General features: G+C 61.7%; 26 protein-coding genes and 1 tRNA gene. 1 reads left to right on the top strand and 26 read right to left on the bottom strand.

From position 1 onward, the window contains the following. Position 1: 1 nt before the first annotated feature. The 24 genes from M2395_RS20435 to M2395_RS20320 form a co-directional block, all read right to left on the bottom strand. Entirely contained in the window at positions 2–1,012 is a 1,011-nt protein-coding gene (locus M2395_RS20435; protein WP_072442694.1) for a zinc-binding alcohol dehydrogenase, read from the bottom strand. Further along, complete coding sequence (locus M2395_RS20430) at positions 1,012–2,355, bottom strand: 3-phosphoshikimate 1-carboxyvinyltransferase (RefSeq protein WP_053159880.1); 1,344 nt, start codon at positions 2,353–2,355, stop codon at positions 1,012–1,014. Before M2395_RS20430 ends, M2395_RS20435 begins: the two co-directional genes overlap by 1 nt. Then, positions 2,352–3,560 carry a Coenzyme F420 hydrogenase/dehydrogenase, beta subunit C-terminal domain gene (locus M2395_RS20425; protein WP_011062905.1) on the bottom strand — a complete coding sequence of 403 codons (1,209 nt, stop codon included), beginning with the start codon at positions 3,558–3,560 and terminating at the stop codon, positions 2,352–2,354. The genes M2395_RS20430 and M2395_RS20425 overlap by 4 nt, the downstream gene beginning before the upstream one ends. Before the next feature lie 113 nt (positions 3,561–3,673). Further along, positions 3,674–4,141: a GNAT family N-acetyltransferase gene (locus M2395_RS20420; RefSeq protein ID WP_019094547.1), complete on the bottom strand. Its 468-nt coding sequence runs from the start codon at positions 4,139–4,141 to the stop codon at positions 3,674–3,676. Then, positions 4,142–5,077 carry a DMT family transporter gene (locus tag M2395_RS20415; RefSeq protein ID WP_011062906.1) on the bottom strand — a complete coding sequence of 312 codons (936 nt, stop codon included), beginning with the start codon at positions 5,075–5,077 and terminating at the stop codon, positions 4,142–4,144. A 10-nt stretch (positions 5,078–5,087) separates the two neighbouring features. Then, positions 5,088–7,961, bottom strand: a complete 2,874-nt coding sequence (locus M2395_RS20410; RefSeq protein ID WP_123431351.1) for an AMP-binding protein — start codon at positions 7,959–7,961, stop codon at positions 5,088–5,090. A gap of 21 nt (positions 7,962–7,982) precedes the next feature. After that, positions 7,983–9,221 carry an aspartate aminotransferase family protein gene (locus M2395_RS20405; RefSeq protein WP_053153450.1) on the bottom strand — a complete coding sequence of 413 codons (1,239 nt, stop codon included), beginning with the start codon at positions 9,219–9,221 and terminating at the stop codon, positions 7,983–7,985. A 449-nt stretch (positions 9,222–9,670) separates the two neighbouring features. Further along, positions 9,671–9,746, bottom strand: a tRNA-Lys gene (locus M2395_RS20400). A 63-nt stretch (positions 9,747–9,809) separates the two neighbouring features. After that, positions 9,810–10,511, bottom strand: coding sequence for a 7-cyano-7-deazaguanine synthase QueC (queC, locus tag M2395_RS20395; RefSeq protein ID WP_011063010.1), 702 nt, complete (start codon positions 10,509–10,511; stop codon positions 9,810–9,812). A gap of 1 nt (position 10,512) precedes the next feature. Then, positions 10,513–11,160: a 7-carboxy-7-deazaguanine synthase QueE gene (gene queE / locus M2395_RS20390; RefSeq protein WP_011063011.1), complete on the bottom strand. Its 648-nt coding sequence runs from the start codon at positions 11,158–11,160 to the stop codon at positions 10,513–10,515. Between the two features lie 166 nt (positions 11,161–11,326). Further along, a complete protein-coding gene (gene ybgF, locus M2395_RS20385) occupies positions 11,327–12,139 on the bottom strand; it encodes a tol-pal system protein YbgF (protein ID WP_011063012.1) in 813 nt (270 codons plus the stop codon). Between the two features lie 6 nt (positions 12,140–12,145). Beyond that, complete coding sequence (gene pal, locus M2395_RS20380) at positions 12,146–12,643, bottom strand: peptidoglycan-associated lipoprotein Pal (protein WP_003227510.1); 498 nt, start codon at positions 12,641–12,643, stop codon at positions 12,146–12,148. A gap of 53 nt (positions 12,644–12,696) precedes the next feature. Continuing rightward, a complete protein-coding gene (gene tolB, locus M2395_RS20375; protein ID WP_015636767.1) occupies positions 12,697–13,977 on the bottom strand; it encodes a Tol-Pal system beta propeller repeat protein TolB in 1,281 nt (426 codons plus the stop codon). A 17-nt stretch (positions 13,978–13,994) separates the two neighbouring features. Beyond that, positions 13,995–15,056, bottom strand: a complete 1,062-nt coding sequence (gene tolA / locus M2395_RS20370) for a cell envelope integrity protein TolA (protein WP_011063014.1) — start codon at positions 15,054–15,056, stop codon at positions 13,995–13,997. Continuing rightward, complete coding sequence (gene tolR / locus M2395_RS20365) at positions 15,056–15,508, bottom strand: protein TolR (RefSeq protein WP_011063015.1); 453 nt, start codon at positions 15,506–15,508, stop codon at positions 15,056–15,058. The genes tolA and tolR overlap by 1 nt, the downstream gene beginning before the upstream one ends. 13 nt (positions 15,509–15,521) lie before the next feature. Then, the gene (gene tolQ / locus M2395_RS20360; RefSeq protein WP_011063016.1) at positions 15,522–16,217 is read right to left on the bottom strand and encodes a protein TolQ; all 696 of its coding nucleotides are present in this window, start codon (positions 16,215–16,217) and stop codon (positions 15,522–15,524) included. Next, positions 16,207–16,674, bottom strand: coding sequence for a tol-pal system-associated acyl-CoA thioesterase (ybgC, locus tag M2395_RS20355; protein WP_077934680.1), 468 nt, complete (start codon positions 16,672–16,674; stop codon positions 16,207–16,209). Before ybgC ends, tolQ begins: the two co-directional genes overlap by 11 nt. A gap of 138 nt (positions 16,675–16,812) precedes the next feature. Further along, positions 16,813–17,871, bottom strand: coding sequence for a Holliday junction branch migration DNA helicase RuvB (gene ruvB / locus M2395_RS20350; protein WP_011063018.1), 1,059 nt, complete (start codon positions 17,869–17,871; stop codon positions 16,813–16,815). Further along, on the bottom strand, positions 17,872–18,480 hold the full coding sequence (ruvA, locus tag M2395_RS20345; RefSeq protein WP_011063019.1) for a Holliday junction branch migration protein RuvA: 609 nt from the start codon (positions 18,478–18,480) through the stop codon (positions 17,872–17,874). It lies immediately after the preceding gene. A gap of 114 nt (positions 18,481–18,594) precedes the next feature. Further along, entirely contained in the window at positions 18,595–19,119 is a 525-nt protein-coding gene (ruvC, locus tag M2395_RS20340; RefSeq protein WP_011063020.1) for a crossover junction endodeoxyribonuclease RuvC, read from the bottom strand. Positions 19,120–19,248: 129 nt separating this feature from the next. Next, positions 19,249–19,995, bottom strand: coding sequence for a YebC/PmpR family DNA-binding transcriptional regulator (locus tag M2395_RS20335; protein WP_011063021.1), 747 nt, complete (start codon positions 19,993–19,995; stop codon positions 19,249–19,251). Positions 19,996–20,107: 112 nt separating this feature from the next. Beyond that, positions 20,108–21,883 carry an aspartate--tRNA ligase gene (gene aspS / locus M2395_RS20330; protein ID WP_011063022.1) on the bottom strand — a complete coding sequence of 592 codons (1,776 nt, stop codon included), beginning with the start codon at positions 21,881–21,883 and terminating at the stop codon, positions 20,108–20,110. A 95-nt stretch (positions 21,884–21,978) separates the two neighbouring features. Further along, positions 21,979–22,200 carry an FmdB family zinc ribbon protein gene (locus M2395_RS20325; protein WP_010457489.1) on the bottom strand — a complete coding sequence of 74 codons (222 nt, stop codon included), beginning with the start codon at positions 22,198–22,200 and terminating at the stop codon, positions 21,979–21,981. A gap of 250 nt (positions 22,201–22,450) precedes the next feature. Continuing rightward, positions 22,451–22,924, bottom strand: a complete 474-nt coding sequence (locus M2395_RS20320; protein ID WP_011063023.1) for a Dps family protein — start codon at positions 22,922–22,924, stop codon at positions 22,451–22,453. Between the two features lie 464 nt (positions 22,925–23,388). On the opposite strand from M2395_RS20320, the gene M2395_RS31690 reads away from it, so the two are divergent. Next, positions 23,389–23,994, top strand: coding sequence for a cold-shock protein (locus tag M2395_RS31690; RefSeq protein ID WP_011063024.1), 606 nt, complete (start codon positions 23,389–23,391; stop codon positions 23,992–23,994). A 57-nt stretch (positions 23,995–24,051) separates the two neighbouring features. Here the strand turns inward: M2395_RS31690 and M2395_RS20310 are convergent, their stop codons facing one another. Next, positions 24,052–24,258 carry a SlyX family protein gene (locus M2395_RS20310; RefSeq protein WP_011063025.1) on the bottom strand — a complete coding sequence of 69 codons (207 nt, stop codon included), beginning with the start codon at positions 24,256–24,258 and terminating at the stop codon, positions 24,052–24,054. A 3-nt stretch (positions 24,259–24,261) separates the two neighbouring features. After that, positions 24,262–24,687 carry an HIT domain-containing protein gene (locus tag M2395_RS20305; protein WP_011063026.1) on the bottom strand — a complete coding sequence of 142 codons (426 nt, stop codon included), beginning with the start codon at positions 24,685–24,687 and terminating at the stop codon, positions 24,262–24,264. Positions 24,688–25,079 lie beyond the last annotated feature (392 nt).

Genomic DNA, 25,079 nt, shown 5'->3' with positions numbered 1-25,079 from the left:
GTCACACTTCCCTGTGCTTGATCAGGTTGATTCCAGGGGCGAAGAACGCCGCGCCGTTGTAGTGCGCCAACGCCTGCCCCAGGTCCATCTCGACTCGCTGCAGGTGCTCCAGCCAATCCTTGCCGGCCACCAGGTAGTCGAGGCAGCGAGCGATGTTGCGCTCCACCGTGGCCTCCCCTGCCGGGCACTGCACGCTCTTGCGCCCGTGATGGTAGGCATCGTCGCGGTAACCGTTACCGCAGCGGGACACGTTGATGATGTCGATGTTGCCCATTTGCGGCGAGAGCTCCAGGGTCAGGCTGACCCGCCCAACATTCACCAGCCGCGAGCGGCCAGCCCCGTTGCCCTGCGGATTGAGCAAGGCCAGCAACCGCGGGAACAAGGCGCTGATATCAGCATCGATGCACAGGAAGATCCGGGTGAACTGCCCGGCCATCGCCCCCGGCTCGGCCAGCAGGTCGAGCACCTGCACCGGCAGGCCCGGGTCGATGGCGGCGGGGTTGAGGTCCGCGACCCAGATCCGCGCACCATGACAGGCCGCCACCAGGCTCAGCATCTTGCCCACCAGGCCCATGCCCACCACCAGGATCTGCTCCCCCGCCTGCAATTGCGCACGGTCCACCGCATGCACCGCAGTGGCACCCAGGGTGGCAAGAATCGCCTGGTCCTGGGTCAGTGGCGGCGGTACCTTGCACACCAGCCGCTGGGGCACCTGGATCCAGTTGGAATGGGTGGCAATCTTCCAGCCCATGGCCACCACCCGGTCTCCCGGCTGCACGCCTTCCACCTCGGGCCCTACGGCGCTAACCACCCCGGCCGCGCAATAGCCCAGCGGCAGTTGCTCGCCAGTCTCGCGTACCTGCTGCAGGTAATGACGCTCGGTGCCCGGGCTGACCATGGAGTAGTCCACCGCCACCTGCACTTCAGTGGCCGCCAGAGCGGCCAGAGGTTCATGCACGGCGATCACGCCGTCGGCGCCACAGGCGGTGAGTGTGTATCGGCTGCTGCTCATCAGGCCTCCCGTCCGGTCAGGCGATCCAGGCACTGGGCAAACCCTGGAAATGAAGTCTGGTAGCAATGCCCTTCGAGGATGGTGGCCTGCAGCCCGTGAGCCAGCAGCAGGACGTGGGCGGTCATCGACAGGCGATGGTCGCCGAAAGTCGGGATCGCTCCCTGCACACTGGGCACCTGCCCGCCTTCCACCCGCACGTCGTAGCCGTCGACCTGGTAGTCCAGGCCCAGGGCATTGAGCATGCTGCGGGTGGCGGCGATCCGGTCCGATTCCTTGAAGGTCAGCTCGTAGAGGTCACTGAAGGTCGCGCTGCCGGGCAGCACGCAGCTGATGGCCAGGGCCAGCGGCACTTCGTCGATCATTGCGTGGAACTGGTGCTTGTCGCGCAAGTCGTGAGCCCTGGGCTGGCCACCCCCGCGCAGCAGCAGGCGGCCCACCGGCTCGCCATGACGAATGCTGTCCACCTCCAGGGTCAGGTTGAAACCACAGGCCAGCAGCCAGTTGAAAAAGCCCAGGCGCGTAGGGTTCAGGCACACATTGTCGAAGCTCAGGCGCTGCTGCTCCTGGTGGCGGTTGCACAGCAGGAACAACGCCGCCGGATAGGCAATGGCCGAGGGGTCGCGAGGGATGCTGATCTCCTCGGGAATCGCGCAGTCCCGTGGCTGGTAGTGGATCTGCAACTGCTCGTCCAGCAGCCGGTCGCCAAAACTGTTGATGATGCGCTGGGTGTGATCCCGGGCCACCACCGGGTACCGGATCGACATCGGCTTGCGTGCCGCCACCCCGGCAAACAGCAAGGTGCTGATGGCCTGGGCGCTGCCGATGTGGATCTGCGCCGCGCCGCCGCGGAATGCAGCCTGGTGGATACGGATCGGCAGCGCGCCCGGACGCCCCAGGTACTCCAGGTGGGCGCCCATCTGGTTCAGGGGCTCGACGATCCAGTCGAAGGGACGGTTGCGCAGGGTTTCGTCGCCATCGACGATGCACGGCACATTGAGCCCCACCAGCATCCCGATCAGTAACCGTGCGGCCGCGCTGGAGGGCCCCAGGTCGACCCGCCGCTCGTGGGTCGCCTGGGCGAACTCACCGCTGATCTCCAGGGTCTGGGGCGTCTGCCCTGGCGTCACCTCAAGGCCCAGTTGCTGCAGGGCATCGAGCAACAGGGTCACCGCCTTGCCGCGGTTCAGGTCCCGCAGGCGCACCGGATGCCGGGCCAGGGCGGCAAACAGGATCATCCGATGGCTGATGGACTTGTCCGATGGCAGGTAGCCGTCGATGTTGGCCCAGACTTGCTGTTGGCGGCCGAGGGTGAAATCGATGGGCCGGTCCGGGTAATCGATCATGGGCTACTCCTGTATTTGGCGGGGTTGATCAGTTCGGCGTCGTCCACCAGCGCTTCGTCCTCGAAGTGGTCGCCCACCCCGGGGCCCGCGGGCAACACCAGCGGCTGGGTTTCATAGAAGCGCCGACGGTTCTTCTTGCGTTCAAGGCCGAGGTTGAAGCCCCCAAGGTCCACTCCCCAGCTTTCCAGCCGGCCATGGGTGATGGCGCTGTCCACCAGGGCCTGGCCCATCTCGGTGCGGATCAGCGCGCGGCCGTGTTTCTGTTCTTCGGAACCGTTGAGGCTGGCTTCGAAGATGTTGGGGTCGCCGTCACACACGCTGACGTCGGCCAGCCCGCTCATCCAGTCACCGCAACTGAGGCAGCGAAAGGTCTTGTTGTCCTTGAGCTTGCCGAGGATCTCCCAGAAATCGATGCCAAAGGTCTGGCTGTCCAGCAAGGTGACTTGCAGCCGGCCGGGGTAATCGCCTTCGCGGTACTTGATATCGCGCACCTGCTGCGGGTCTTGCCCCAGCACCTCGCTGATGATGCTATGGGTGCCGGCCGGCAGGGTGTTGGAGGAGCAGGCGGTCTCGATCACGCAGATGATTCGGCTGCGGGCCCAGTGGCCGATGGCCGTGTCCCGGCGCTGCAGCTTGCGGATCGCCTGGACGTGGCAGGCCAGCCCCACCACGGCGATGCGCGCGTCCGGCTGCTGTTCGTAGCATTCGCGCAGGGCATTGAGGTAAGGCGCCAGCTGGTAGGTGGACTGGGCATTGTTGATGATCGCCGCTGCAGCGCTGCCCAGTTGCGGCGCGCTGCGCCAACCCTGCCCCGGATGACGGCCCATGGTCAGGGTCAGGTCCACGTCAAAGTGCTCCCGGGCGGTCAGCAGCAAGGTGGTGGCGGTGCCGCCACTGGCCGAGCGCCGGACTATCTGCGGGTCGGTGGAACGCGCACCGATGGCCTGGCGGCTGATCCCCAGCCAGCGCTCTTCGGCGCGGCGGGTACGGCCGAACAGTTCCAGTTCGGAGCGATCGGTGTCCGGCTGCAGCCCCGGGCACACCGCCAGGCACTCGGTGCAGCTTTCACAACTGTCGCCGATGCCCTCCAGCAGCGGCACCACCCGGTCCGGGTCGAAAACGATCACCTGCTGTGGGCACACCAGGGCGCAGGCGCCGCACCCGGCGCACAGATTCTGATCGAGCACCGTCAATTTCAATAACATCCCTGTCATCTTGGATAAGCCTCGTGTGCCGTTTTCCGGGTGCAGCCGGCCGCGCCCCCGCGAACCGGGGACGGGCAAGACCTGCTGTGCTGAAGTGGCCGCTGACGGTCAGATCAAAGCGGGCGTTCCATCTTGATGATCTCGATGGACACCGGGCTGTTGCCGCGGCTGAAGGTGCCCTCGCCGATCTTCTGGAAGCCGTGGTAGGCATAGAAGCCTTCGGCCGTCAGGGTCGCCTCCAGGTAGGCCGAGCTGGCACCGCTGGCCCGCAGCCGAGCCAGCGCCACCTCCAGCAGACGGCTGCCCAGGCCACGCCTGGCCACATCGCCACGGATGAACAGCTTGCTGACCTCATTGCCGTCGAGTTCGACGAACCCTTCGATCTGCTCGCCCTCGGCCAGCCACAGCGATCCCTTTTCCACGGCTTCGCGGTAGGTTTCCGGGGAGCGCCCATCGAGCCACATGCGGATCTGCTGATCGCTGTATTCAGAGGTGCACAGGCGCTCTACCGAGTTGCGGTGGGCCTCGAAAATACCGATCAGATCGTCCGTGGTGGCCTGGCGTATCCGTACATTGCTCATTCAGCTGAACTCCACTTTCTTGGGGGCGGGGTGGTAGCGAAACTTGAAATTGATCAGGCTGCCCAGCATCACCAGGGCACTGCCGAGCATCAGGTGCAGGCTCAGGGGCGTTTCCCCCAGCCACACCGACAGGTAGCTGGCGCCGATGGGGTACAGCACGCCGACGTAGCCGGCGTTCTCGGCGCCCATGCGCTTGATCAGGTCGATGAACAGCACGAACACCAGCGCCGAGCACACCACCCCCAGGTACAGCAGGATGCCCAGATCGGCCAGGGTGCCCGGCAGTTGCAAGCCATGGCCGCCCAGCAACAGGCTGACGGCGTATAGAGCGCAGGCCCAGCCGGCCGCCACCTTGTTGATGTGCAAGGTGCCGAGCTGGCAGGTCTTCTGGATGTGCTCCGAAAGCACCGATCCGATGGCCACCGCCAGGAAGGAAGTCAGGCCCAGGGCCACCCCCGCCAGCGACAGCGGCCGCCCCGGATCGCCAAGCATGAACAGCCCCAGCCCGGCGATGCTCACCAGTGCGCCGAGCAGGTTGTGCAGGGCGACCGGCACATGCAGGAACAGGCGCTTGATGCCGATGATGTAGAAAATCACAAAGGCGCTGAGGCAGGCCATCTGCGCACTGCCCAGGTAAGCGGTGGCCAGGTAGGCCAGGCCGATGCCGGCATAGAAGTACACCGCCCCCACCCCGGCCATCAGCAAGTAGGCCTTGCGGGTTACCGGCTGCTGCGGGCCGGCGAACAGCCGTTGCCACAGCCACAGCACCCCGTAGGCAATGAGGAAACGCAGCATCAGCGAAGAGCCGACATCGCTGTGTTCCACCTGCAGCGAAATGGCGATCCAGTTGGTGGACCAGATCAGCAGGCAGCCGAGGAAAATCAGCACGGCGACCAGTGAACGGGATTTCTTGTTGTTATCGGGTAAGGCGTTCATGGAGGTTTCTCTAGCTCAAGGCAGCGGTGATCCCGGTCAGCAGCGACTCCAGGCGTTCTTCGCCGAAGACCTGCGGGTCATAGTCGATTTTCAGCAGCAACTCGCCCGCGGCCAGGTAGCCGGTGAACTCCAGGTGATGGCTGGGGCTGCCCTGCATCAGTTGCAGGCTCAAGGGATGCACGCCGACCCGGGCCCCGGGCGGGTTCTCCACGGCGCCCAGGAAGTTGTAGCTGTAGCCGCAATCGAACAGGCCCTTGAGGCGCTCGGCCTCGGGCGTGGCGAAATAACGGTTGCCGAAGCTGTGGGCAATGCCCTGGCTGGCTTGCTGGCCGGCCTTGATTTCCCTGGCGATCTGCTCCAGGTCCAGGCTGGCAACTTGCAGCACCAGCGGGTAGATCACCGTCAGCCAGCCGAACACGCTGTTGAGCTCGGCGCCGCTCTTGTCCAGGGCCCGCCCATGGTCGAGCAAATGGACTTTCTGGAACGGGTTGTCATCGCTCTGGCTCATGGCGCGCAGGATGGCCGCCAGCAGCAACTGGCTGGTCTCGGCCACACCCTGGGCCCACTGCGGCAGGTCGCGGACCGGCCCCAGGCACAGTTCGGCTCGCCGAAAGGCCTCGCGCCGGGGAAACTCGGGGCGCTGCCCGGTCAACTGCGCGCAGCGGCCCCAGGGCAGTGCTTCCCAGAACGCTTCATGGGTCGCCGCGGCATGCTCGCGCTGGTAGCTCTGCTGCCACTCCTCGAAGGCCGTCGGCCGCGGCCAGCTTTGCATGCACTCCAGGCCCTGCCCCAGGCATTCGTCCAGCTCGGAAACCAGCAGCATCCAGGAGTAGCGATCGACCTGGAACTGGTGCCCGGCAATGATCAGGTGATGGCCAGCGGCGTCCTGTTGCTGGCTGAAGCAGAAGAGTTGCCCCTGGCTCAGGGAGATGGCTGCGCAGGTCCGCTGCACCGCTTGCTGCAGATCCGTTCCGGCGGGCTGCAGCCCCTGATCCTGAACGCCCGCCTCGATAAAGTGATGGCGGAAAATTGCCCGCAGCGCCTGGCTGACTCGCTGTGGCTCCTGGCCGGCAGCTAAGTCCAGCACCAGGGCCTGGTTCCAGTGATCCAGGTCGCTGATGCCGCGGCTCAGCAGGAAGCGGCGATTGGGCAGGCCCTCGACCTGCGGCCGGGAAACCCCGGGCCGGGCCTTGGCCGCCGCCGCATGCACCGGCAATTGCCCCAGGGCCTGATCCGACAGCAACTCTTCCAGGTCCAGCACCAGGCCCTTTCTCTTCAGCGTGGCAACCACCTGCAAGGCCCGCAGCGAATCGCCGCCATTGTCGATAAAGCTCTTGGCCCGGTCCGGGCTCTGCCCGCCAAGTACCTGGCCGATGGCTTGCCAGAAAGGCTCCGGTGCGGCCTGTGCCGGCTCCGGCGCCGCCATGGCGCGGGCAGCCAGTTGCGCCAACGCCTGCCGGTCGATCTTGTTGTTGCGGTTCAAGGCAAAACGCTCCACCAGCAGGAAGCGCGCCGGCACCCGGTGCGCCGGCAGTGCGGCCCTGGCGGCCTGACGCAGGAGGTCTTCGCCAAGGCTGGCGTCACGGGCAATGACAAAGGCCACCAGGGCCAGGTTGTCCCCGGCCTGATGGGCGATCACACAGGCTTCCCGTACCTGGGCCAGAGCCTTGAGCTCCGACTCCACCTGGACCAGGCTGACCTTCTGCCCGTTGATCTTGACGATGGAATCCTTGCGCCCCAGCAGGCGTATGGCGCCATCGGGCTGGTGGCACGCCAGATCACCGGTGGCGTAGCACTGGCGCTGCGAGTCCAGGGGGCTGGGCTGGGTCAGCTCGACGATCAGCCCGCTGGCCGGGTCCAAGCGCCGGGCCACCAGGGAAGAATAGAGCAGCAGTTCACCCACCCCTTCGCCGTAGGGCTGCCCCGGTTCCTTGGCAATGTCCAGGGTGACGCCTTCCACCGGCCGGTCCAGGGCCCAGGTCGGGTCCTGCAGCGTCTGCCCCTGGTCGATGCGGGCGTAGAGCGCGGTGGTGCATTCGGTCGGCCCGTAGGCGTTGAACAGCTGCGAGCCTGGGGCAAAGGCGTGGTTGAAGCGCTGGATGTCCGAGGGGTGGATGATCTCGCCGCCGATCACCAGTTGCTTGGGCCGGGCATAGATGGCGCTCGCATCGCTGTAGAAGGCACGCAGATAGGGCACCGTCATATGCAACACATCGATGTCATGTTCGGCGATCAGCGCCTCGACTGCGGCGAAGTCATGCTCCCGGGGGTTGAGGCTGCACAGGGTGGCGCCAGTCTTCAGGCTGGCGAAGATGTCCATCAGGCCGGCGTCCCACCCCGCGGAAGCCAGTTGCAGCACACGCTGCCCGGGGCCGATTCCGACATAGCCGATGTAGTTGTCAATGTGCCGGCCCAGGGCCTCGATGCGCTGCACTATGGCCTTGGGCTCGCCAGTGGAGCCGCTGGTGAAGATCACGTAGTCCTGGCAACGCAACGGGTATTCCCGGCCAGGGGGCACGGGCCGGGGTTGCAGGTGCTGCAGGTCGAGCACCGGCAAGGAACGGGTCAGTTGTGAACCAGGCCGTGTCGTGCCATTGAGGACCAGGTTCACGCCCAGGTGCTGGAGCACCGGCATCAACTCGTCGAGGTTGCTCGCCGGGTCGATGAACACCACTCGCCGGGCGGCGGACAAGGCCGCGATCAACGCCGCATACATGGCCCGGCCATGGCTGGCATACAGCGCCAGCACCGGCTCCGGCAGCCCTTGCAGCTCGGCGCTGACCCCCTCGCGCAACTGGTCGAGCGCGGCAAAGCCAAGGCTGCCCTGGACATCGATGACACCCGCAACATCGGTACCCGCCATGCGGGTAAAAGCCTGCAACATGATATCCCTGCCTTGTTGTTATTAGAGGGAGCGACAAACGCCCTGCAGTGTCTGCATGAATGCCTGGATTTCCTGCTGGGAGATGCTCAGTGGCGGGGTCAGCTTGACCGTCGCCGGATTGCGCCCGCCGGTGCGCACGATCACCCCGTGCTCCAGCAGCCGGTTGCGCAGCGCCAGTACATCAGCGCCCTGGCCCTGGCCCTCGAAATCGAAGGCGAGCATCATGCCGCGGCCGCGCACATTGACCACTCGCGCGTCCTGGGCCCCCAGGCCTTCCAGGGCCTGGCGCAGGTACGCGCCGTTGCTCGCCGCCCACTGCCAGGGCTGTTCCTGGTGGTAGATATCCAGCACCTTGGAAGCCACGGCACAGGCCAGCGGCATCTGGGTGAAGGTGGAGGAATGCTCGGCATAGCCCAGGCAGTCCACCAGTTCCGGGCGGCCTACCACCGCGGAAATCGGCAAGCCATTGCCCAGGGCCTTGCCCAGCACCAACAGGTCCGGCAGCAGTTGCGGGTTGCTGAAAAACGGCGTCCCGGTGCGGCCAAAACCGGTGTAGATCTCATCGAAGATGGTGATCACGCCGAAGGTCCTGCCCAGTTCGACAATCGCTTCGAGCAGCTCCAGGGGCACCGGATACATGCCCTCTGCTGCCTGGATCGGCTCGATGATCAGCGCCGCGGGCAAGCAATTGGCCTGCTGCGCCTGGCGCAGATCCTCGGCCAGTTGCTCGCGCCACAAGGCGGCCAGGGCCGGGTCCTGGTCGGCGTCATAGTCCAGGGCCAGGGCGGTCAGTTGCAGGCTGTCGCCACCGGCCAGGTGCTTGCGAAAACCGCGGTTGGAGGTCACCGACAGGGCGCCCTGGGTCTTGCCATGGAAGGAATTGTGGAAATACACCACGCCCTGGCGTCCGGTAGCGGCGCGGGCGATTTTCAGCGCCACCTCGATTGCCTCGGCACCGGTGACCGCGCCAAACACCGAAGCCTGCGCATAGGGCACCAGCCCCTCCAGCTTGGCGACCACTTCATGGCGCTGCGGGTTGTCGATGTTCCAACCGGTATGGATCAGCAGTTCGGATTGACGCTTGAGGACTTCGACCAGGTCATCGCGCTGATAACCCAGGTTGGCGGCACCGCTGCCACCGGACATGTCGAGGAAGGATTTGCCCTGCTCATCGTAGAGAAAGCACCCCTTGCCACGAATGACGGAAGGGCTGGAGGGGGCACTGCGCCTAACGGATATTGCAACTGCTTCTGTGAACATCCTGTCACCTTGAGTAAGCCGGGCTTGTGACTCACGCACAGACTCAGGGACAGATTCGTACAGGCAGGGCAAAGCCCTGCTGACTGCGAAGTTACCGACCCTGGTATGTGTTCTCCTTGCCAGGGACGCAACCCCTGTCGGCAATGGCGGCAAGATTTACGCGGGAGGCATTTGTGCTGTCAACGAGCCCCGCACTTATTCTGAATTTAAAGCGATAACCCCTGAAAAAAAGGGGGAATTCAGATAAAGCCCCTGAATTTATCAAGGTTTTTAGAGATGAGTCCGGCTACCGGCAAAAGGCCAGCCTCTGCAGAAGAGTTGATATTCAAGCAGTGAGAAGAAGGCAAGCTGAGCAGCTGAGTGGCGGGATCACGGTTTTTTGCAAGGCAAAAAAAAACCCGGAAATCCTCACTTTCGTGGGCCTTCCGGATTTTCTAAACCGCTAAATATGGTGGGTCGTGTGGGATTCGAACCTACGACCAATTGGTTAAAAGCCAACTGCTCTACCAACTGAGCTAACGACCCGCTGTGTGGTGGCGCGTATAATACTGATTTCTAACGGGAATTCAACACCCTATGTGAAAAAAATCAAAAATAAGGTGTTGGATCACTGATTCCGGCCGCCTTGAAGCCTTCAGCACGCAAACGGCAGCTGTCACATTTGCCGCACGCGTGGCCGCTATCGTCTGCCTGATAGCAGGAAACCGTCAGCCCGTAATCAACCCCCAGGCGCACACCGGCCTGGATGATCTCGGCCTTGCTGAGGTTCTGCAGCGGCGCCTGGATACGAAAGCCCTGCCCTTCGACACCGGCCTTGGTCGCCAGGTTGGCCATGCGCTCGAAGGCTTCGACGAACTCGGGACGGCAATCCGGGTAACCGGAATAATCCACCGCATTGACACCGATGAAGATATCCCGCGCGTGCAGGACTTCCGCCCAGCCCAGGGCCAGGGACAGGAAGACGGTGTTGCGTGCCGGCACGTAGGTGACAGGAATGCCCTCCCCCGGCGCCTCTGGCACCTCGATGGTGCTATCAGTCAGTGCCGATCCGCCAATACCGTTGAGGTTCAGGCCGATCACCTTGTGCTCCACCACACCGAGGTCCCGGGCCACGCGCTCGGCGGCGTGCAACTCGGCCCGATGGCGCTGGCCGTAATCGAAGCTCATGGTGTAGCAGCGGTAGCCTTCGGCGCGAGCCATGGCCACCACGGTGGCAGAGTCCAGGCCACCGGACAGCAGGATCACGGCACGCTTTTCACTCGAAGATGGGTTCTGTGCTTGTTCAGTCATGTCAGCGCCCCGGCTCATCATTCCAAAGGTATTTATGCAGCTGCAGTTGCAGACGTACTGGCAGGTTGTCGGCGACGATCCAGTCCGCCAGGTCTCGTGCATTCAAGTCATGGTGGCTGGGCGAAAACAGCACTTCGCCGGCGCGTCGCTCAAGACCGTACTGGATCAGCTTGGACACCGCCCAGTCATAGTCCTCGCGGGAGCAGATGACAAACTTGACCTGGTCGTTGGCGGTCAGCAGCTCGATATTCTCGTAGCGGTTGCGGTGCGCTTCCTTGGAGCCGGGAGTCTTGAGATCAAGGATCCGGCTGACGCGCGGGTCCACCGCAGAGATGTCCAGGGCACCGCTGGTTTCCAGCGAGACCTCGTAGCCGGCATCGCACAAGTGCTGGAGCAAGGGAATGGCGTTGGGCTGGGCCAGAGGCTCGCCACCAGTGACGCAGACGTAGCGAGGGCGGAAACCGGCAACCTGCTCCAGCAGGCTGTCGAGGGTCCGCTGGCTACCGCCGCTGAACGCGTAGGCACTGTCGCAGTATTGGCAACGCAACGGGCAACCGGTCAGGCGCACAAAAACCGTGGGCAGCCCGGCAGTCCGAGTTTCCCCCTGCAACGAGTAGAAAACTTCGGTGATTCTCAATGTGTCTTGCATAGTCGCCACGGGCGTAACAGCTAAACAGGCTGTCCGCCTCCGTCAGGCACTTCAAGGAACCCCGCCATCGCGCAGATCCCAGGAAGCGTGTTTCAGAAAAAGGGCATGGATTCTAACGAAAAAACCCGCGACAAGCGCGGGTTTCTTGTAACGGAGGCCAACGCACTTACATGCGCTGCAGGTCCCGTTGGGCCAACTGAGCGGCGGAAGTGCCCGGATACTGGGCCACCACCTGCTGCAGGATGCCCTTGACCCGGTCGGTGTGACCGAGACGACGCTCTACGTCAGCCAGCTTGTACAGTGAATCCGGCACCTTGGCGTGCTTGGGATACAGCTGGGAAACCTTGGCAAATGCCTGGCCCGCGCCTTGCAGGTCGCCTTTGGCCAGGTTCACTTCACCCAACCAGTACTGGGCATTGCCGGCGTACTGGCTGTTGGGGTACTTGCGCAGGAATGCCGAGAAGGCCTGGCTGGCCTTGTCGAAATCCTTGGCCTTGATCAGGTCGAAGGCAGCATCGTAGTAGAGCTTTTCCTTGGCCGGATCACCGGGTTCGCTACTGGCGGCTGGCGCCTGAGCAGCGGCACCGGCAGCGCTGTTATCGCCACCGGCAGAAGAATTCTCAGGAGTTGCGGCAGGTGCGACACCGCTTCCTATGCGTCGATCAAGATCCTGGTAACGCTCCAGGCTTTCTTGCTTCATCCGCGCTACATCATTTTGCAGAACTTCGATCACACCCTGTTGGCGTGCAATCTGTTCCTGCATTTGCTGCAGTTGCTGGAACAGCTCGCCCTGTGCCGAGACAGGGGTCGAAACCCCTCCCCCGGCATAGGCGCCGTTCGTGCCATAACCCGCTGGCGGATAACTGCTCCCGCTATTGTTATAGCCGGAGTTGTTATCGACCACAGGAACCGCAGACCACGCCGCAAGCGGCGTGAGACTGAGAGCCAAAATAGTTACAGCACGACGGCACGTTCGCATGACGAATTACTTACGCAGTTCGACGCGACGGTTTTGAGCCCAGGACTGCTCGTCGTGGCCAGTAGCAACTGGACGCTCTTTACCGTAGGAAACCAGCTCCAGCTGTGCAGGGGAAACGCCCTGCAGAACCAGGTAGCGCTGAACGGCTTTAGCACGACGCTCGCCCAGAGCCATGTTGTACTCACGAGTACCACGTTCGTCGGTGTTGCCTTCCAGAACAACGCGAGCGCCGTTTGCTTTCAGGTCTTTGGCGTGAACGTCCAGAGCGCGCATGGCTTCTGGCTTCAGGTCCGAGCTGTCGTATTCGAAGTAGAAGGTGGTGATTGCGCGCAGAGCAGCTTCTTCGCTCAGGGAGCCATCAACAGCACCGGTGTTAGCGCCGTAACCAGCGTTTGGATCAACAGCGCCTTCACCGGCATTGTCGCCGCCTTTGGAGGAGCAACCTACAGCCACAGCCATGGCCAGAGCCAGCGCAGCAAACTTACCAAACTTCAACATTTCCATCGTGAAACTCCTAATGAACCCCAGTGTGTTAAGTGAAACATTGTAGCGCCGCGTCAGTTCAGGTAAGGGGACCAGGACGGTTCTCTGACTTCGCCTTGAGCGGTAGGAAGCGGGAGCCTCACACGTCCATTAATGGACACGAGCATCAAGACTCCCCGGCCCTGCTGGCGGGTGGCGTAGATTACCATGGTGCCGTTGGGCGCAACAGTAGCTGACTCATCAAGGTTAGTGTCTGTAAGGATTTTTACGCTACCGCGCTGCAAATCCTGAGCCGCTACCCGGAAGTTGGTGAAACCATCCTGGCGGTGAATCATTACCAAGGTCTTTTCGTCAGCAGAAAGTTTCGGGTTGGCGTTGTAGTTACCAATAAAGGTCACACGCTCAGCGCCACCGCCATTGATATTGCTTTTATAGACTTGCGGCTTGCCGCCACGGTCGGAGGTGAAATAGATGGTGGAACCATCCTTGCCCCAGAACGGTTCGGTGTTGATGCCCGGGCCACTGGTGACGCGGCTGATCTGCCGGGACGCCATGTTCATCACATAGATATCCGGGTTGCCGTCCTTGGACAGCACGAAAGCCAGGCGGGTGCCATCTGGCGACCAGGCTGGAGCGCCGTTCAGGCCTTCGAAGTTGGTGATCTGCTCACGACGCCCGGTATCGATGTGCTGGACGAAGATGCGTGGGCGCTTCTGTTCGAACGACACGTACGCAATGCGCTTGCCATCCGGAGCAAAGCGCGGCGACAGGATCGGCTCGCGAGACTGCAACAGGGTTACCGCCCGAGCACCGTCGTAGTCCGAACGCTGCAGGGTGTAACGGGTGTTGTTCACTGAGAAACGCTCAGCCGTCACATACAGCAGGCGCGTAGAGAACGCCCCCTTGATGCCGGTGAGTTTTTCAAAGGACTGGTCGGAAATGTAGTGCGACATGTCCCGCAACTGATCAACGCTACCCGACACGCTGCCGGTCAGCACTTGCTGCTCGGTCGCGACGTTGAACAGCGCGTACTGCACCTGCAGGCGACCGCCGGCTGGAACAATGCTGCCGACCATCACGTACTGGGCGCCCAGGGCTTTCCAGTCGCGGAAAATGACTTCGCTGGCCTGGGTCGGCAAGCTGATCATGTTCTGCTTTGGAATCGGTGCGTAGTAACCCGAGTTGCGCAGGTCATCACCGATGATCTGTGCCATGTCGTCCGGCAGCACGCTGCCGCCCTGCCAGCCAAACGGCACTACCGCAATCGGCGTCGCCCGATCACTGCCACTGGTGACCAGAATGTTTTTTTCATCCGCTGCCGCTATCCCTGCCATACAGCAAATAACGACAAGCATTCCTCGAAGAAGGTTTCTCACAAGGCTAGATCCTCAGGTGTGAATGTCATCTTGAATGAACGATAGGGCGCGAAATCCTTCGGACTCAAACCCTGCATTTCTGTCAAACGCCCAATGTTCTTGACTGCCGCCACCGCCGAAGCGTCGAACGGACCATCACCACTGGACTTGATCACGCTGACCGTGGTCACCGTGCCATCAGGCAACATGCCGATCCGCAGTTCCACCGTCATGCCCTTGCGCGCCGAAGGAGGACGAGCCCAGCCTTCCGCCGCACGAATGCGAATCAGGTCATCGAAACTGCCTGCGACACTGTCACCCACCTCATCCGACTTGGTGGCTTCACGCTCCGGCTTATCGGACAGCAAGTCCGCCAGGGCCTGGGCCTTTTTCTCTTCGGCAGATTTGCGCGCTGCTTCCTGGGCCTTCTTCTTCGCAGCGTCGGCAGCAGCTTTCTTCTTGGCATCCTCGGCGATCTTTTTCTTCGCTTCGTCTGCTTCAGCTTTTTTCTTCGCGTCTTCCGCGGCTTTCTTCTTCGCGTCTTCGACGATTTTCTTCTTCGCTTCTTCAGCGGCCTTTTTCTTGGCCTCTTCTTCAGCAGCTTTCTTGGCTTCTTCTTCGGATTTCTTCTTGGCTATATCAGCCAATTGTTTCTCTTCAGCCTTTTTCGCTTCTGCGGCTTTCTTGGCGTCATCCGCCTTCTTCGCCTCATCGGCTTTCTTGGCCTCATCGGCCTTTTTCGCTTCCTCGGCTTTTTGAGCAGCCTCTTCTTTCTTTTGTTCCGCGGCCTTGATCTCTTCCTGCTCGACCTTCTTCTGCTCCAACTGTTCGGCTTCGGTCTGGCGCGCGGCGGATTTCTTCGCCTCACCCGCAATCTTGTGATTGGTCTGGGTGGTTGCCGGACTCTTGGATTTGAGCTGGTACAGGGTCGCTTGAACGATCGGCTTGGCCGGGGGCAGTTCCGGGGTCATGGCAAAGCTGACGAACAGCATGCCAAACACCAGCACGTGCAGGGCAATTGCCCAGACACTAGGCCAGAAGTAGCTTTCCGAGGCGGACGGCTCTCGCTGTTGGTGCATCAGGGCGCCTCGGTAATCAAGCCAACGTTACCGACTCCGGCTTTCTGCAGGCCGCCCATGGCACCCATCACGGCGCCGTAGTCGACGGATTTATCACCGCGAATGAACACCTGGGTGTGCTTGCCGCCTTCATTGCCGGCACGGATGATCTTGGTCACCGCGTCGGTCATTTGCGGCAAGGTCATCGCCTTGTCCTGTTGCTTTTCGGTGTCGACTTCGCTGCCAAGGTTCCAGTAGTAGGTCTTGTCAGCCTTGATCGAGATGGTCAGCACCTGGGTGTTGTTGTCCTGGGGCAAGGCTTCGCTGGAAACCTTGGGCAGGTCAACTTTCACGCCCTGGTTGAGCATCGGCGCGGTCACCATGAAGATAACCAGCAGTACCAACATCACGTCGATGTAAGGCACCACGTTCATCTCGGCAACCGGCTTGCGTTTGTGGCGAACTCGGGCCATGGGTTTTACCTGCTCACTCTTCGCTGGTGTGCACTTTACGGTGCAGGATCGCCTGGAACTCGTCGGCGAAGGTGTAGTAACGGCTGATCAGCGTCTCGCCACGAGCGGCGAAGCGGTTGTAGGCGATCACCGCCGGGATGGCCGCGAACAGGCCGATGGCCGTGGCGATCAATGCTTCGGCGATACCCGGGGCTACGGTAGCCAGGGTCGCTTGCTGGGCCTGAGCCAGGCCGCGGAAGGAGTTCATGATCCCCCAGACGGTACCGAACAGGCCGATGTACGGGCTGACGGAACCGACAGTGGCGAGGAACGGCAGGCTCTGCTCGAGCTTTTCTTCTTCGCGGGAAATCGCTACGCGCATGGCACGGGCCACGCCTTCCATGACCGCTTCAGGATCGACACCCGGTTGCTGGCGCAGGCGGGAGAACTCCTTGAAACCGGCACGGAAGATCTGCTCCACGCCGGAATCCGGATCAGGGTTGCTGCCCGCCTGGCGGTACAGCTTGGACAGGTCGATACCGGACCAGAAGCGCTCTTCGAAGCTCTCCAGGGCACGTCGACCGGCACGCAGCAGGTTGCTGCGCTGAAAGATCATGATCCATGAAGTCACCGATGCGGCAACCAGGGTCAGCATTACCAACTGCACTACAACGCTGGCATTGCTGACCAGGCTCCACATGGAGGAATGGTCGACGACGTTAGCTTCCACGCTTTATCTCCTGCTCTGAGTGTGTACCCGCGCTGCTCTCGTCGGCAAAGGCCGTACGCAGAGCGTCTGGAATGGCGCGGGGTTTGAAATTGTCGGCGCGCACACAGGCCACCAGGAACTGCCCTTCACAGAGCAGTGCATTGTCTTTGGCTCGCCTGACCTGCTGAGTGAAGCGCAGGCTGACCCGGTTCAATTCGGTAACGTGGGCACTGACCAGAAGTTCGTCGTCCAGTCGCGCCGGCGCGTGATAACGCGCTTCGCTGGAGTGCACGACAAATAACAGGTTCTCCCCCGCCAGCTGCGACTGGGCAAAGCCCAGGTGTCGTAGCCGCTCGGTTCGAGCCCGCTCCATAAACTTAAGGTAATTAACGTAATACACGATGCCGCCGGCATCGGTGTCCTCGTAATAAACGCGACAACGATGTGCGAACGGCTCAAGCCCGTTTTGCGCGCGCATACTCTAGTGCTTACTCCTCAGGTTGCCAATCCGGCCAGGCAACTGTTTTTTCATTCTTGTACGACTTTTCGTGATGTTTTAACCATGCCAGTCCCTAGGACAGCACAAACCCCGAATAAATCGACAAAGAGCGGGTTATTAATCGTCCACGGCATCGAGGAATTCGTCTACCACGGGCATGTCCCCCATTCGTGACGGAATGTTAAGACCGAAGTGCAGGTAGGCATGCCGGGTCACCACACGGCCACGGGGGGTGCGCATGATATAGCCCTGCTGGATCAGGTACGGCTCCAGCACATCCTCGATGGTATGGCGCTCTTCACTGATGGCCGCGGCCAGGCTGTCGACCCCCACCGGTCCGCCGTCGAACTTCTCGATCATGGTCAGCAATAGACGTCGGTCCTGGTGGTCGAAGCCACGCTCATCGACGTCCAGCAGGTTCAGCGCCAGGTCGGCGATCGGTTTGGTGATATGCCCCTTGGCCCGCACCTCGGCGAAATCCCGCACCCGACGCAGCAGGCGGTTGGCGATCCGCGGAGTGCCCCGGGCACGGCGCGCAACCTCGAAGGCGCCTTCCGGATCCAGGGGCAAACCAAGAATGCCCGCGGAACGGCTGACAATGGTTGCCAGGTCCGCAGTGCTGTAGAACTCCAGGCGCTGGACGATGCCGAAGCGGTCCCGCAGCGGGTTGGTCAGCATCCCCGCACGCGTGGTTGCCCCCACCAGGGTGAACGGCGGCAGATCGAGCTTGATCGAGCGCGCCGCAGGGCCTTCGCCGATCATGATGTCGAGCTGAAAATCTTCCATGGCCGGGTACAGCACTTCTTCGACAATCGGCGAAAGCCGGTGAATCTCGTCGATGAACAGTACGTCGTGAGGCTCAAGATTGGTCAGCAAGGCCGCCAGATCGCCAGGGCGCTCCAGCACCGGGCCGGACGTACTCTTGATCGACACCCCCATTTCCTCGGCGATGATGTTGGCCAGGGTGGTCTTGCCCAGGCCCGGGGGACCGAAGATCAGGGTGTGGTCCAGGGACTCGTTGCGCCCACGGGCGGCCTGGATGAACAGCTCCATCTGCTCGCGCACGCTAGGCTGGCCGATGTAGTCGGCCAGGCTGACCGGACGAATCGCCCGGTCCTGGATTTCCTCGCGCTCACGGGGGCCCGTGGCGGCGATCAGACGGTCGGCTTCAATCACTTAAATCATTCCCTTCAGGGCTCGGCGGATCATGTCTTCACTGCTCAAACCTTTGTCTTTGATCGCGGATACGGCCTTGCTGGCTTCCTGCGGCTTATAGCCCAGGGAGATCAGCGCGCTGACCGCGTCCGACTCGGCGCTGGCCACTGGCGCCGGCGCATCCGGCTGGTTCGGCACCAGGGCAAACATGCTCGGCACAGCTTCCCAGGCCTTGAAACGGTCCTTGAGTTCTACCAGCAGGCGCTCGGCGGTCTTCTTGCCGACTCCGGGCACCTTGGTCAGGGCCGAGGTGTCCTGGGCCTGCACGCAACGCACCAGCTCATCCACCTCAAGGCTGGACATCAACGCCAGGGCCAGTTTCGGGCCCACACCATTGAGACGGATCAACTCGCGGAAAAAGTCTCGCTCGCGCTTGCTGGCAAAACCGTAGAGTAACTGCGCATCCTCGCGGACGACCAAATGGGTGTGCAGGGTCAGGGGCTCGCCGACCGACGGCAGGCGATACAGGGTGGTCATCGGCACTTCGACTTCATATCCCAGCCCGTTTACATCAAGAATCAGGTGCGGCGGCTGTTTCTCAGCCAGGGTGCCGCGCAAGCGTCCAATCACGTTTCAGATCCTTAGGCGATGGCCAGCCCGCAGCTGGCGACTCGTTGGGCGAGCGTCTGCGCCGGCTACCCAGGCGCAAAACGCTCAATCCCTAAAATGACTGCGCTGATGCTATCAGAGACGCAGGCGGCCGCCACGACTGCGTGCTGTCCCCAGACCATGGGGCAGCAGGCTGGAACGGGTATGAGCGTGACAGATGGCAATGGCCAGGGCATCCGAGGCATCGATCTGCGGCTTGGTGGTCAGCTTGAGCAGGTGCATGACCATCATCTGCACCTGTTCCTTGTTGGCCCCGCCAGTGCCGGCCACGGCCTGCTTGACCTGGGTGGCGGTGTACTCGGCAATTTCCAGCCCCTCTTCGGCACCCGCAACGATCGCTGCCCCCCGCGCCTGGCCGAGCTTGAGCGCCGAGTCGGCGTTGCGCGCCATGAACACCTTCTCGATCCCCATGGTCACCGGACCGTAGGTCTGGATCACTTCACGCACCCCGCGATAGACGATCTGCAGCCGGTCGGGCAGCTCGCCAGCCCCGGTACGGATACAGCCAGAGGCCACGTACACACAGCCGCGCCCCGTGTCTCGAACCACGCCATAACCGGTAATGCGCGAACCGGGGTCGATGCCAAGAATAAGAGTCATAACGCCTGCTGCTTGAATAAAGAGGCTTGCCGGCCAGGACCGGAACAGCGAAAAGGCAGAAGCCGGAAGCGCCCTGCCGCGCAATGATCACGGCTTCGCACCTCCGGCCTCAAGGTTAGTGCAGTTGAATCAGCCGAGTTGCTCGGCGACCGACTCGGGAATATCCGCGTTGGAATAGACGTTCTGCACATCATCCAGGTCTTCCAGCATGTCGATCAGCTTGAGGACCTTCTCGGCGCCTTCCAGGTCCAGCTCGGCACTGGTGGTCGGCAGCATAACGATTTCCGCGTCCGCAGCAGTAAAACCCGCCGCTTCCAAGGCATTGCGCACGCCATAGAAACCGGCGAACGAGGTGAACACATCGATCGAACCGTCTTCGTTGCTGACCACGTCGTCGGCATCGGCTTCCATCGCCGCTTCCATCAAGGCGTCTTCATCGACACCTTCGGCGAAGGTGATCTGCCCCTTGCGCTCGAACAGGTAGGCCACCGAACCGTCGGTACCCAGGTTGCCGCCGCACTTGCTGAAGGCATGACGAACAGCTGCCGCGGTGCGGTTGCGGTTGTCGGTCATGCACTCGACCATCACCGCCACGCCGTTGGGGCCGTAGCCTTCATAGGTCAGCTCGACCACATCGTCGCTGCCGGCAGCGCCGGTGCCACGGGCGATGGCCCGATCGATGATGTCGCGGCTCATGTTGGCACCCAGGGCCTTGTCCAGGGCCAGGCGCAGGCGTGGGTTGGAGTTGGGATCGCCGCCGCCCTGACGGGCCGCGACAGTCAGCTCACGAATCCACTTGGTGAAAATCTTGCCTCTCTTGGCATCCTGACGCTCTTTGCGGTGCTTGATGTTCGCCCACTTGGAATGACCTGCCATAACTTGCTCCAAATTCTCTTTGAAACATTGCCCACGCCGCCTGGCGGGTGCGGGCAACAAAAACTCGACCCATAGAAAAAGCGCACCCGAAGGTGCGCCTTATCGGGCCGGCTTATTCAGCCTTGGGCTGTTCGCGCAGGCGGATGTGCAGCTCGCGCAGAGCCTTGGCATCCACCAGACCCGGTGCCTGAGTCATGACGCAGGCCGCGCTCTGGGTTTTCGGGAAGGCGATCACTTCGCGGATCGACTGGGCGCCGGTCATCAGCATCACCAGGCGGTCCAGGCCGAAGGCCAGGCCACCGTGCGGCGGCGCGCCGTACTTGAGGGCGTCCAGCAGGAAGCCGAACTTCTCTTCCTGTTCCGCTTCGCTGATGCCCAGCAGGCGGAATACCGCTTGCTGCATTTCCTTGCGGTGGATACGGATCGAACCGCCACCCAATTCGGTGCCGTTCAAAACCATGTCGTAGGCGCGCGACAGAGCGGTAGCCGGGTTGGCTTCCAGTTCTTCCGGCGAGCACTTCGGCGCGGTGAACGGGTGATGCAGGGCGGTGAAGCTGCCGTCGTCGTTCTCTTCGAACATCGGGAAGTCGACAACCCACATCGGCGCCCATTCGCACGTCAGCAGGTTCAGGTCGTGACCGAGCTTGATACGCAGCGCGCCCAGGGCTTCGCTGACGATCTTGGCCTTGTCGGCCCCGAAGAACACGATGTCGCCGTCGACCGCGCCCACGCGATCGAGGATCACGTTCAGGTTGGCTTCCGGGATGTTCTTGACGATCGGCGATTGCAGGCCTTCAACGCCTTTGGCGCGCTCGTTGACCTTGATGTAGGCCAGGCCCTTGGCGCCGTAGATGCCGACAAACTTGGTGTAGTCGTCGATCTGCTTGCGCGGCATGCTCGCCCCGCCTGGAACGCGCAAGGCGGCGATGCGGCATTTCGGATCGTTGGCCGGGCCGCTGAACACCTTGAACTCCACTTCCTTGAGCTGGTCGGCAACGTCCACCAGTTCCAGCGGGTTGCGCAGGTCCGGCTTGTCGGAACCGTAGCGACGCATGGCTTCTTCAAAGGTCATGTGCGGGAATTCGCCGAATTCCAGACCCAGCACTTCCTTGAACAGGTTGCGGATCATGCCTTCGGTCAGGCCCATGATGTCTTTTTCGTCGAGGAAGCTGGTCTCGATGTCGATCTGAGTGAACTCAGGCTGACGGTCGGCACGCAGGTCTTCGTCGCGGAAGCACTTGGCGATCTGGTAGTAGCGGTCGAAGCCGGCCACCATCAGCAGTTGCTTGAACAGCTGTGGCGATTGCGGCAGGGCGAAGAAGCTGCCGGCGTGGGTGCGGCTCGGCACCAGGTAGTCGCGGGCGCCCTCTGGGGTGGCGCGGGTCAGGATCGGGGTTTCCACGTCGAGGAAACCGTTCTCGTCCAGGTAGCGACGGATGCTGGTGGTCATGCGCGAACGCAGGCGCAGCTTCTCGGCCATTTCCGGACGGCGCAGGTCGATGAAGCGATAGCGCAGACGGGTTTCTTCACCCACGTCCGAGTATTCGTTGAGCGGGAACGGCGGGGTTTCCGCCTCGTTCAGCACTTCCAGCTCGTAGCCCAGGACTTCGATCATGCCCGAAGCCATGTTGGCGTTGCCGGCACCGGCCGGACGCAGACGGACCTTGCCGGTGATCTTGACTACGTATTCGCTGCGCACGCGGTCGGCGGCGGCGAAGGTTTCAGCGCGGTCCGGGTCGAACACCACCTGGGCCAGACCTTCACGATCACGGATATCGAGGAAAATCACTCCGCCATGGTCACGGCGACGGTGGACCCATCCGCAAAGGGTTACTTCCTGACCTTCCAGGCTTTCGTTCAGTTGGCCGCAATAATGGCTGCGCATCATGGTAGTGGTTTCACTTCTCGTAATTCGAAATTCGATGGAGGCCTTGCGCACCTCAAGGTGCCGGATAGTGCAAGAACTCGCGCGTGTCGTTCAACTTAGTCAGCTTTGTCGCCACCGGCCAGGTTCTTCTTGGAGCCGGTCTTGAAGTCGGTTTCGTACCAGCCGGTGCCGCTCAGGCGGAAACCAGGCATGGACAGCATTTTTTTCAGCTCGGGCGCCTGGCAGGCTGGGCAGTCGACCAGCGGCGCGGCGCTGATCTTTTGAATGGCTTCCAGCTGATGACCACAGGAAGCGCATTGATAGTCGTACATGGGCATGGGGGGCGTCTCGGCAATCCAGGTTACTGCTTGAACTACAGCCAGAGCCCACGCCAAAGCCCGGGCTACGTAGCAAAGAGCGGGATTATATCCATTAAATCGGCCCTGTGCAGCCGTATGACCCCATCGCGGGCGTCACCGACCGTCAGGCATCTATCCGGCTGCAACCCCGGAAGGTCTGGAGAACGCAGGTGCTGCCTGCTGGGCGAGGGTGCGAACGGCGTACGGGACGCCATTCGCAAGAGCGGGCTTAACGGTTTTCCAGCAGAGAGCGCAGCATCCACGCGGTTTTTTCATGCACCTGCATGCGCTGGGTCAGCAGATCCGCCGTGGGCTCGTCGCTGACCTTGTCCAGCAACGGAAAGATGCCGCGGGCGGTACGGGTCACTGCTTCCTGGCCGGCGACCAGTTGCTTGATCATTTCCTCGGCGGCAGGCACCCCTTCCTCTTCCTTGATCGAAGACAGCCGGGCATAGATGGAATAGGCCCCCGGAGCCGGGAAGCCCAGGGCGCGAATGCGTTCGGCGATCAGGTCCACTGCAAGGGCCAGTTCGTTGTACTGCTCTTCGAACATCAAGTGCAGGGTACGGAATTGCGGGCCGGTGACGTTCCAATGGAAATTATGGGTTTTCAGGTACAACACGTAGGTATCCGAAAGCAGACGGGAAAGACCGTCGACGATGGATTTACGATCTTCTTCGCTGATACCGATATCAATTGCCATGTTTCTCTCCGTTATCGGGATGGATTCACCCATTCATCTGCCGGACCACTCTAGCAAGAGTACCGCCCCTGCGCCGCCCAGGATCGTCAATCGGCCTGCGGTGGATTGTCCCGTGGCCCGGCCCGGGATAAACCTCACTGAGTTCGAGTCAGGTCAGACAGCAGCAGAAATCCGACGTTCCTTGGAAAAATCACCGCCATCTGTCTAGAACAGGCTTTTGCCCGATTCTCCGAGCTCGGCCTGCAGAAGCGCTCATTTGTACGCCCGGGCCAAGCCCCGCTGCTGATTTGAGAAGGTCTGGGCTTTGCTGTTAAATAGAGCCCGTGTCGCTGTTGCCTATTTCTTCGGCCAGCGCGCATAGGCTGACACCGCGTACGTAACCACCGCCTCACCTATTTGTTCAGAAGCGAACCGTGCGTGATCAGCTCCTCCTTGTGCTTCCTTCTTAACGTGAGTTAATCAAAATGTTGAAAATCGTCCACCTGCTGACAGGCATTGCAGCTTTGCTGCTGTCCTTGATTCCGAGTCTGAGATCTGACGCGGTTCCCTACCTGCAACAACCCGATGCTCTTTACCTGGCCCTTTTCGGCCTGCTCAACCTGATCCTGGCTCCAGTTATTCCCTACTGGAACAAAGGCTCTCGTCATCACCTGCAAAATCTGGTCAGCGCCCTGCTGGTGCTGGTCGTTGTACTGCAAACCCTCACCCTGCTGGCCCCCATGCCAGTCATTGGTGGCCAACCGGCGGTTCTGGTCAGCTTGCTGACTGCACTGATCGCCGTAGTCCTGCACCTGGCCATCAGCTTCTACAAGTCATCACCTTCCGCTTCCGCCACGCCAAGCTACGATATGAGCAATCGTGATACCGGTACCGTGAAGTGGTTCAACACCTCCAAGGGCTTCGGTTTTATCTCCCGGGATTCCGGCGATGATATTTTCGTGCACTTTCGCGCCATTCGCGGAGAAGGCCATCGCGTCCTGGTGGAAGGCCAGCGCGTTGAGTTCTCGGTAATGAACCGTGACAAGGGCCTGCAAGCCGAAGACGTGATTGCCGCGCTGCCGCGCCGCTGATCGGCCGCCCATAAAAAACCGCGCCCAGGCGCGGTTTTTTATGGCCAACGATCCCCCTCAATAATGAGGGGGTGGCGCTTCCTCTTCGAACGACTCGAACTGCCCGACCATTTCTTCCTGGCGCTTGAGCAATGCCGCCATCTGCAACTGCAGGCGCTCCACTGCCCTCTGCTGCGCCACCAGCACATCGTTCAAGGCCTGAATGGTGTCATCCTGAAACGCCAGGCGGCTCTCCAGGTCGGTTACACGCTCTTGCAGACTCATGCCTCACCCCTCCAGAAACTGAAAATCATCGGTCAGCACCAACCGCAGGCGTTCACGGATCGCCGCCACTTGCTCGGTGCTGTAAGGCTTGGCCGGATGCTTGCCCCATACCGGTGCCGGCCATGCCGCATCATCACGCCTGCGCACGATCACGTGCATATGCAGTTGGCTCACCACATTGCCCAACGTCGCCACATTCAACTTGTCGGCATCGAACGAGTCCTTGAGCAACTCGGCCAGCGCGGTGGTTTCCTGCCATAGCTGTTGCTGGTCGGTGACATCCAGTTGAAACAACTCGCTGATATCCTCGCGACGCGGCACCAGGATGAACCAGGGATAGTTGGCGTCATTGGACAGCAGCAACCGGCAGAGGGGGAAATCCCCGAGGGTCAATGTGTCTTGTTGCAGCCGTGAATCTAAAGTGAACACCGCGTTTACTCCCGCTCAGCTTGTTTCAGCCCGGCGTCCAGTAGACGGACTCCTGCCAGGCGACAGACGCGCAGCATACCTGCGAATGCCCTGCGCTTCATGACCAATGAGCCAGAGACCGGACAGCACACACTCAGGCACGGCAAGGAGCCGATCGCGATGCAAAGGCCACGCCCCACAGCAGGACATTTCCTCGCGCCTCGCACCATTTGCGCCCACAACCCGCAGACCATTCGGAAAATGACCCGAGCCAACCCTTGCGCCCCTTATTTTGCCTGGGCCTGACTGTATGAATCGTGCACAGCGTTGCAAAAGTTTTGCACCAGAATCGCACAGGCGGTCTACGCTAAATTCCTCAAGCATCCGCCGTTTACTCACTTTGCAGTGTGCAG

The sequence above is a fragment of the Pseudomonas sp. BIGb0176 genome, from assembly GCF_024810175.1.
Classification (GTDB): Bacteria; Pseudomonadota; Gammaproteobacteria; order Pseudomonadales; family Pseudomonadaceae; genus Aquipseudomonas; species Aquipseudomonas protegens.
The sequence above is the reverse complement of the archived record's forward strand: the minus strand, read 5'-3'. Positions and strand labels throughout refer to the sequence as shown.

Coding starts and splice junctions, on each gene's coding strand:
- M2395_RS20320 (WP_011063023.1), bottom strand. CDS start 22,924: ATGGCAATTGATATCGGTATCAGCGAAGAAGATCGTAAATCCATCGTC.
- M2395_RS20420 (WP_019094547.1), bottom strand. CDS start 4,141: ATGAGCAATGTACGGATACGCCAGGCCACCACGGACGATCTGATCGGT.
- M2395_RS20405 (WP_053153450.1), bottom strand. CDS start 9,221: ATGTTCACAGAAGCAGTTGCAATATCCGTTAGGCGCAGTGCCCCCTCC.
- M2395_RS20310 (WP_011063025.1), bottom strand. CDS start 24,258: ATGAGTCTGCAAGAGCGTGTAACCGACCTGGAGAGCCGCCTGGCGTTT.
- M2395_RS20425 (WP_011062905.1), bottom strand. CDS start 3,560: ATGTTATTGAAATTGACGGTGCTCGATCAGAATCTGTGCGCCGGGTGC.
- ybgF (WP_011063012.1), bottom strand. CDS start 12,139: ATGCGAACGTGCCGTCGTGCTGTAACTATTTTGGCTCTCAGTCTCACG.
- queC (WP_011063010.1), bottom strand. CDS start 10,511: ATGACTGAACAAGCACAGAACCCATCTTCGAGTGAAAAGCGTGCCGTG.
- M2395_RS20430 (WP_053159880.1), bottom strand. CDS start 2,355: ATGATCGATTACCCGGACCGGCCCATCGATTTCACCCTCGGCCGCCAA.
- M2395_RS20410 (WP_123431351.1), bottom strand. CDS start 7,961: ATGTTGCAGGCTTTTACCCGCATGGCGGGTACCGATGTTGCGGGTGTC.
- aspS (WP_011063022.1), bottom strand. CDS start 21,883: ATGATGCGCAGCCATTATTGCGGCCAACTGAACGAAAGCCTGGAAGGT.
- ybgC (WP_077934680.1), bottom strand. CDS start 16,674: ATGCGCGCGCAAAACGGGCTTGAGCCGTTCGCACATCGTTGTCGCGTT.
- M2395_RS20325 (WP_010457489.1), bottom strand. CDS start 22,200: ATGCCCATGTACGACTATCAATGCGCTTCCTGTGGTCATCAGCTGGAA.
- M2395_RS20335 (WP_011063021.1), bottom strand. CDS start 19,995: ATGGCAGGTCATTCCAAGTGGGCGAACATCAAGCACCGCAAAGAGCGT.
- pal (WP_003227510.1), bottom strand. CDS start 12,643: ATGGAAATGTTGAAGTTTGGTAAGTTTGCTGCGCTGGCTCTGGCCATG.
- tolA (WP_011063014.1), bottom strand. CDS start 15,056: ATGCACCAACAGCGAGAGCCGTCCGCCTCGGAAAGCTACTTCTGGCCT.
- M2395_RS20415 (WP_011062906.1), bottom strand. CDS start 5,077: ATGAACGCCTTACCCGATAACAACAAGAAATCCCGTTCACTGGTCGCC.
- ruvC (WP_011063020.1), bottom strand. CDS start 19,119: ATGACTCTTATTCTTGGCATCGACCCCGGTTCGCGCATTACCGGTTAT.
- M2395_RS20435 (WP_072442694.1), bottom strand. CDS start 1,012: ATGAGCAGCAGCCGATACACACTCACCGCCTGTGGCGCCGACGGCGTG.
- tolR (WP_011063015.1), bottom strand. CDS start 15,508: ATGGCCCGAGTTCGCCACAAACGCAAGCCGGTTGCCGAGATGAACGTG.
- M2395_RS31690 (WP_011063024.1), top strand. CDS start 23,389: ATGTTGAAAATCGTCCACCTGCTGACAGGCATTGCAGCTTTGCTGCTG.
- queE (WP_011063011.1), bottom strand. CDS start 11,160: ATGCAAGACACATTGAGAATCACCGAAGTTTTCTACTCGTTGCAGGGG.
- tolB (WP_015636767.1), bottom strand. CDS start 13,977: ATGCTTGTCGTTATTTGCTGTATGGCAGGGATAGCGGCAGCGGATGAA.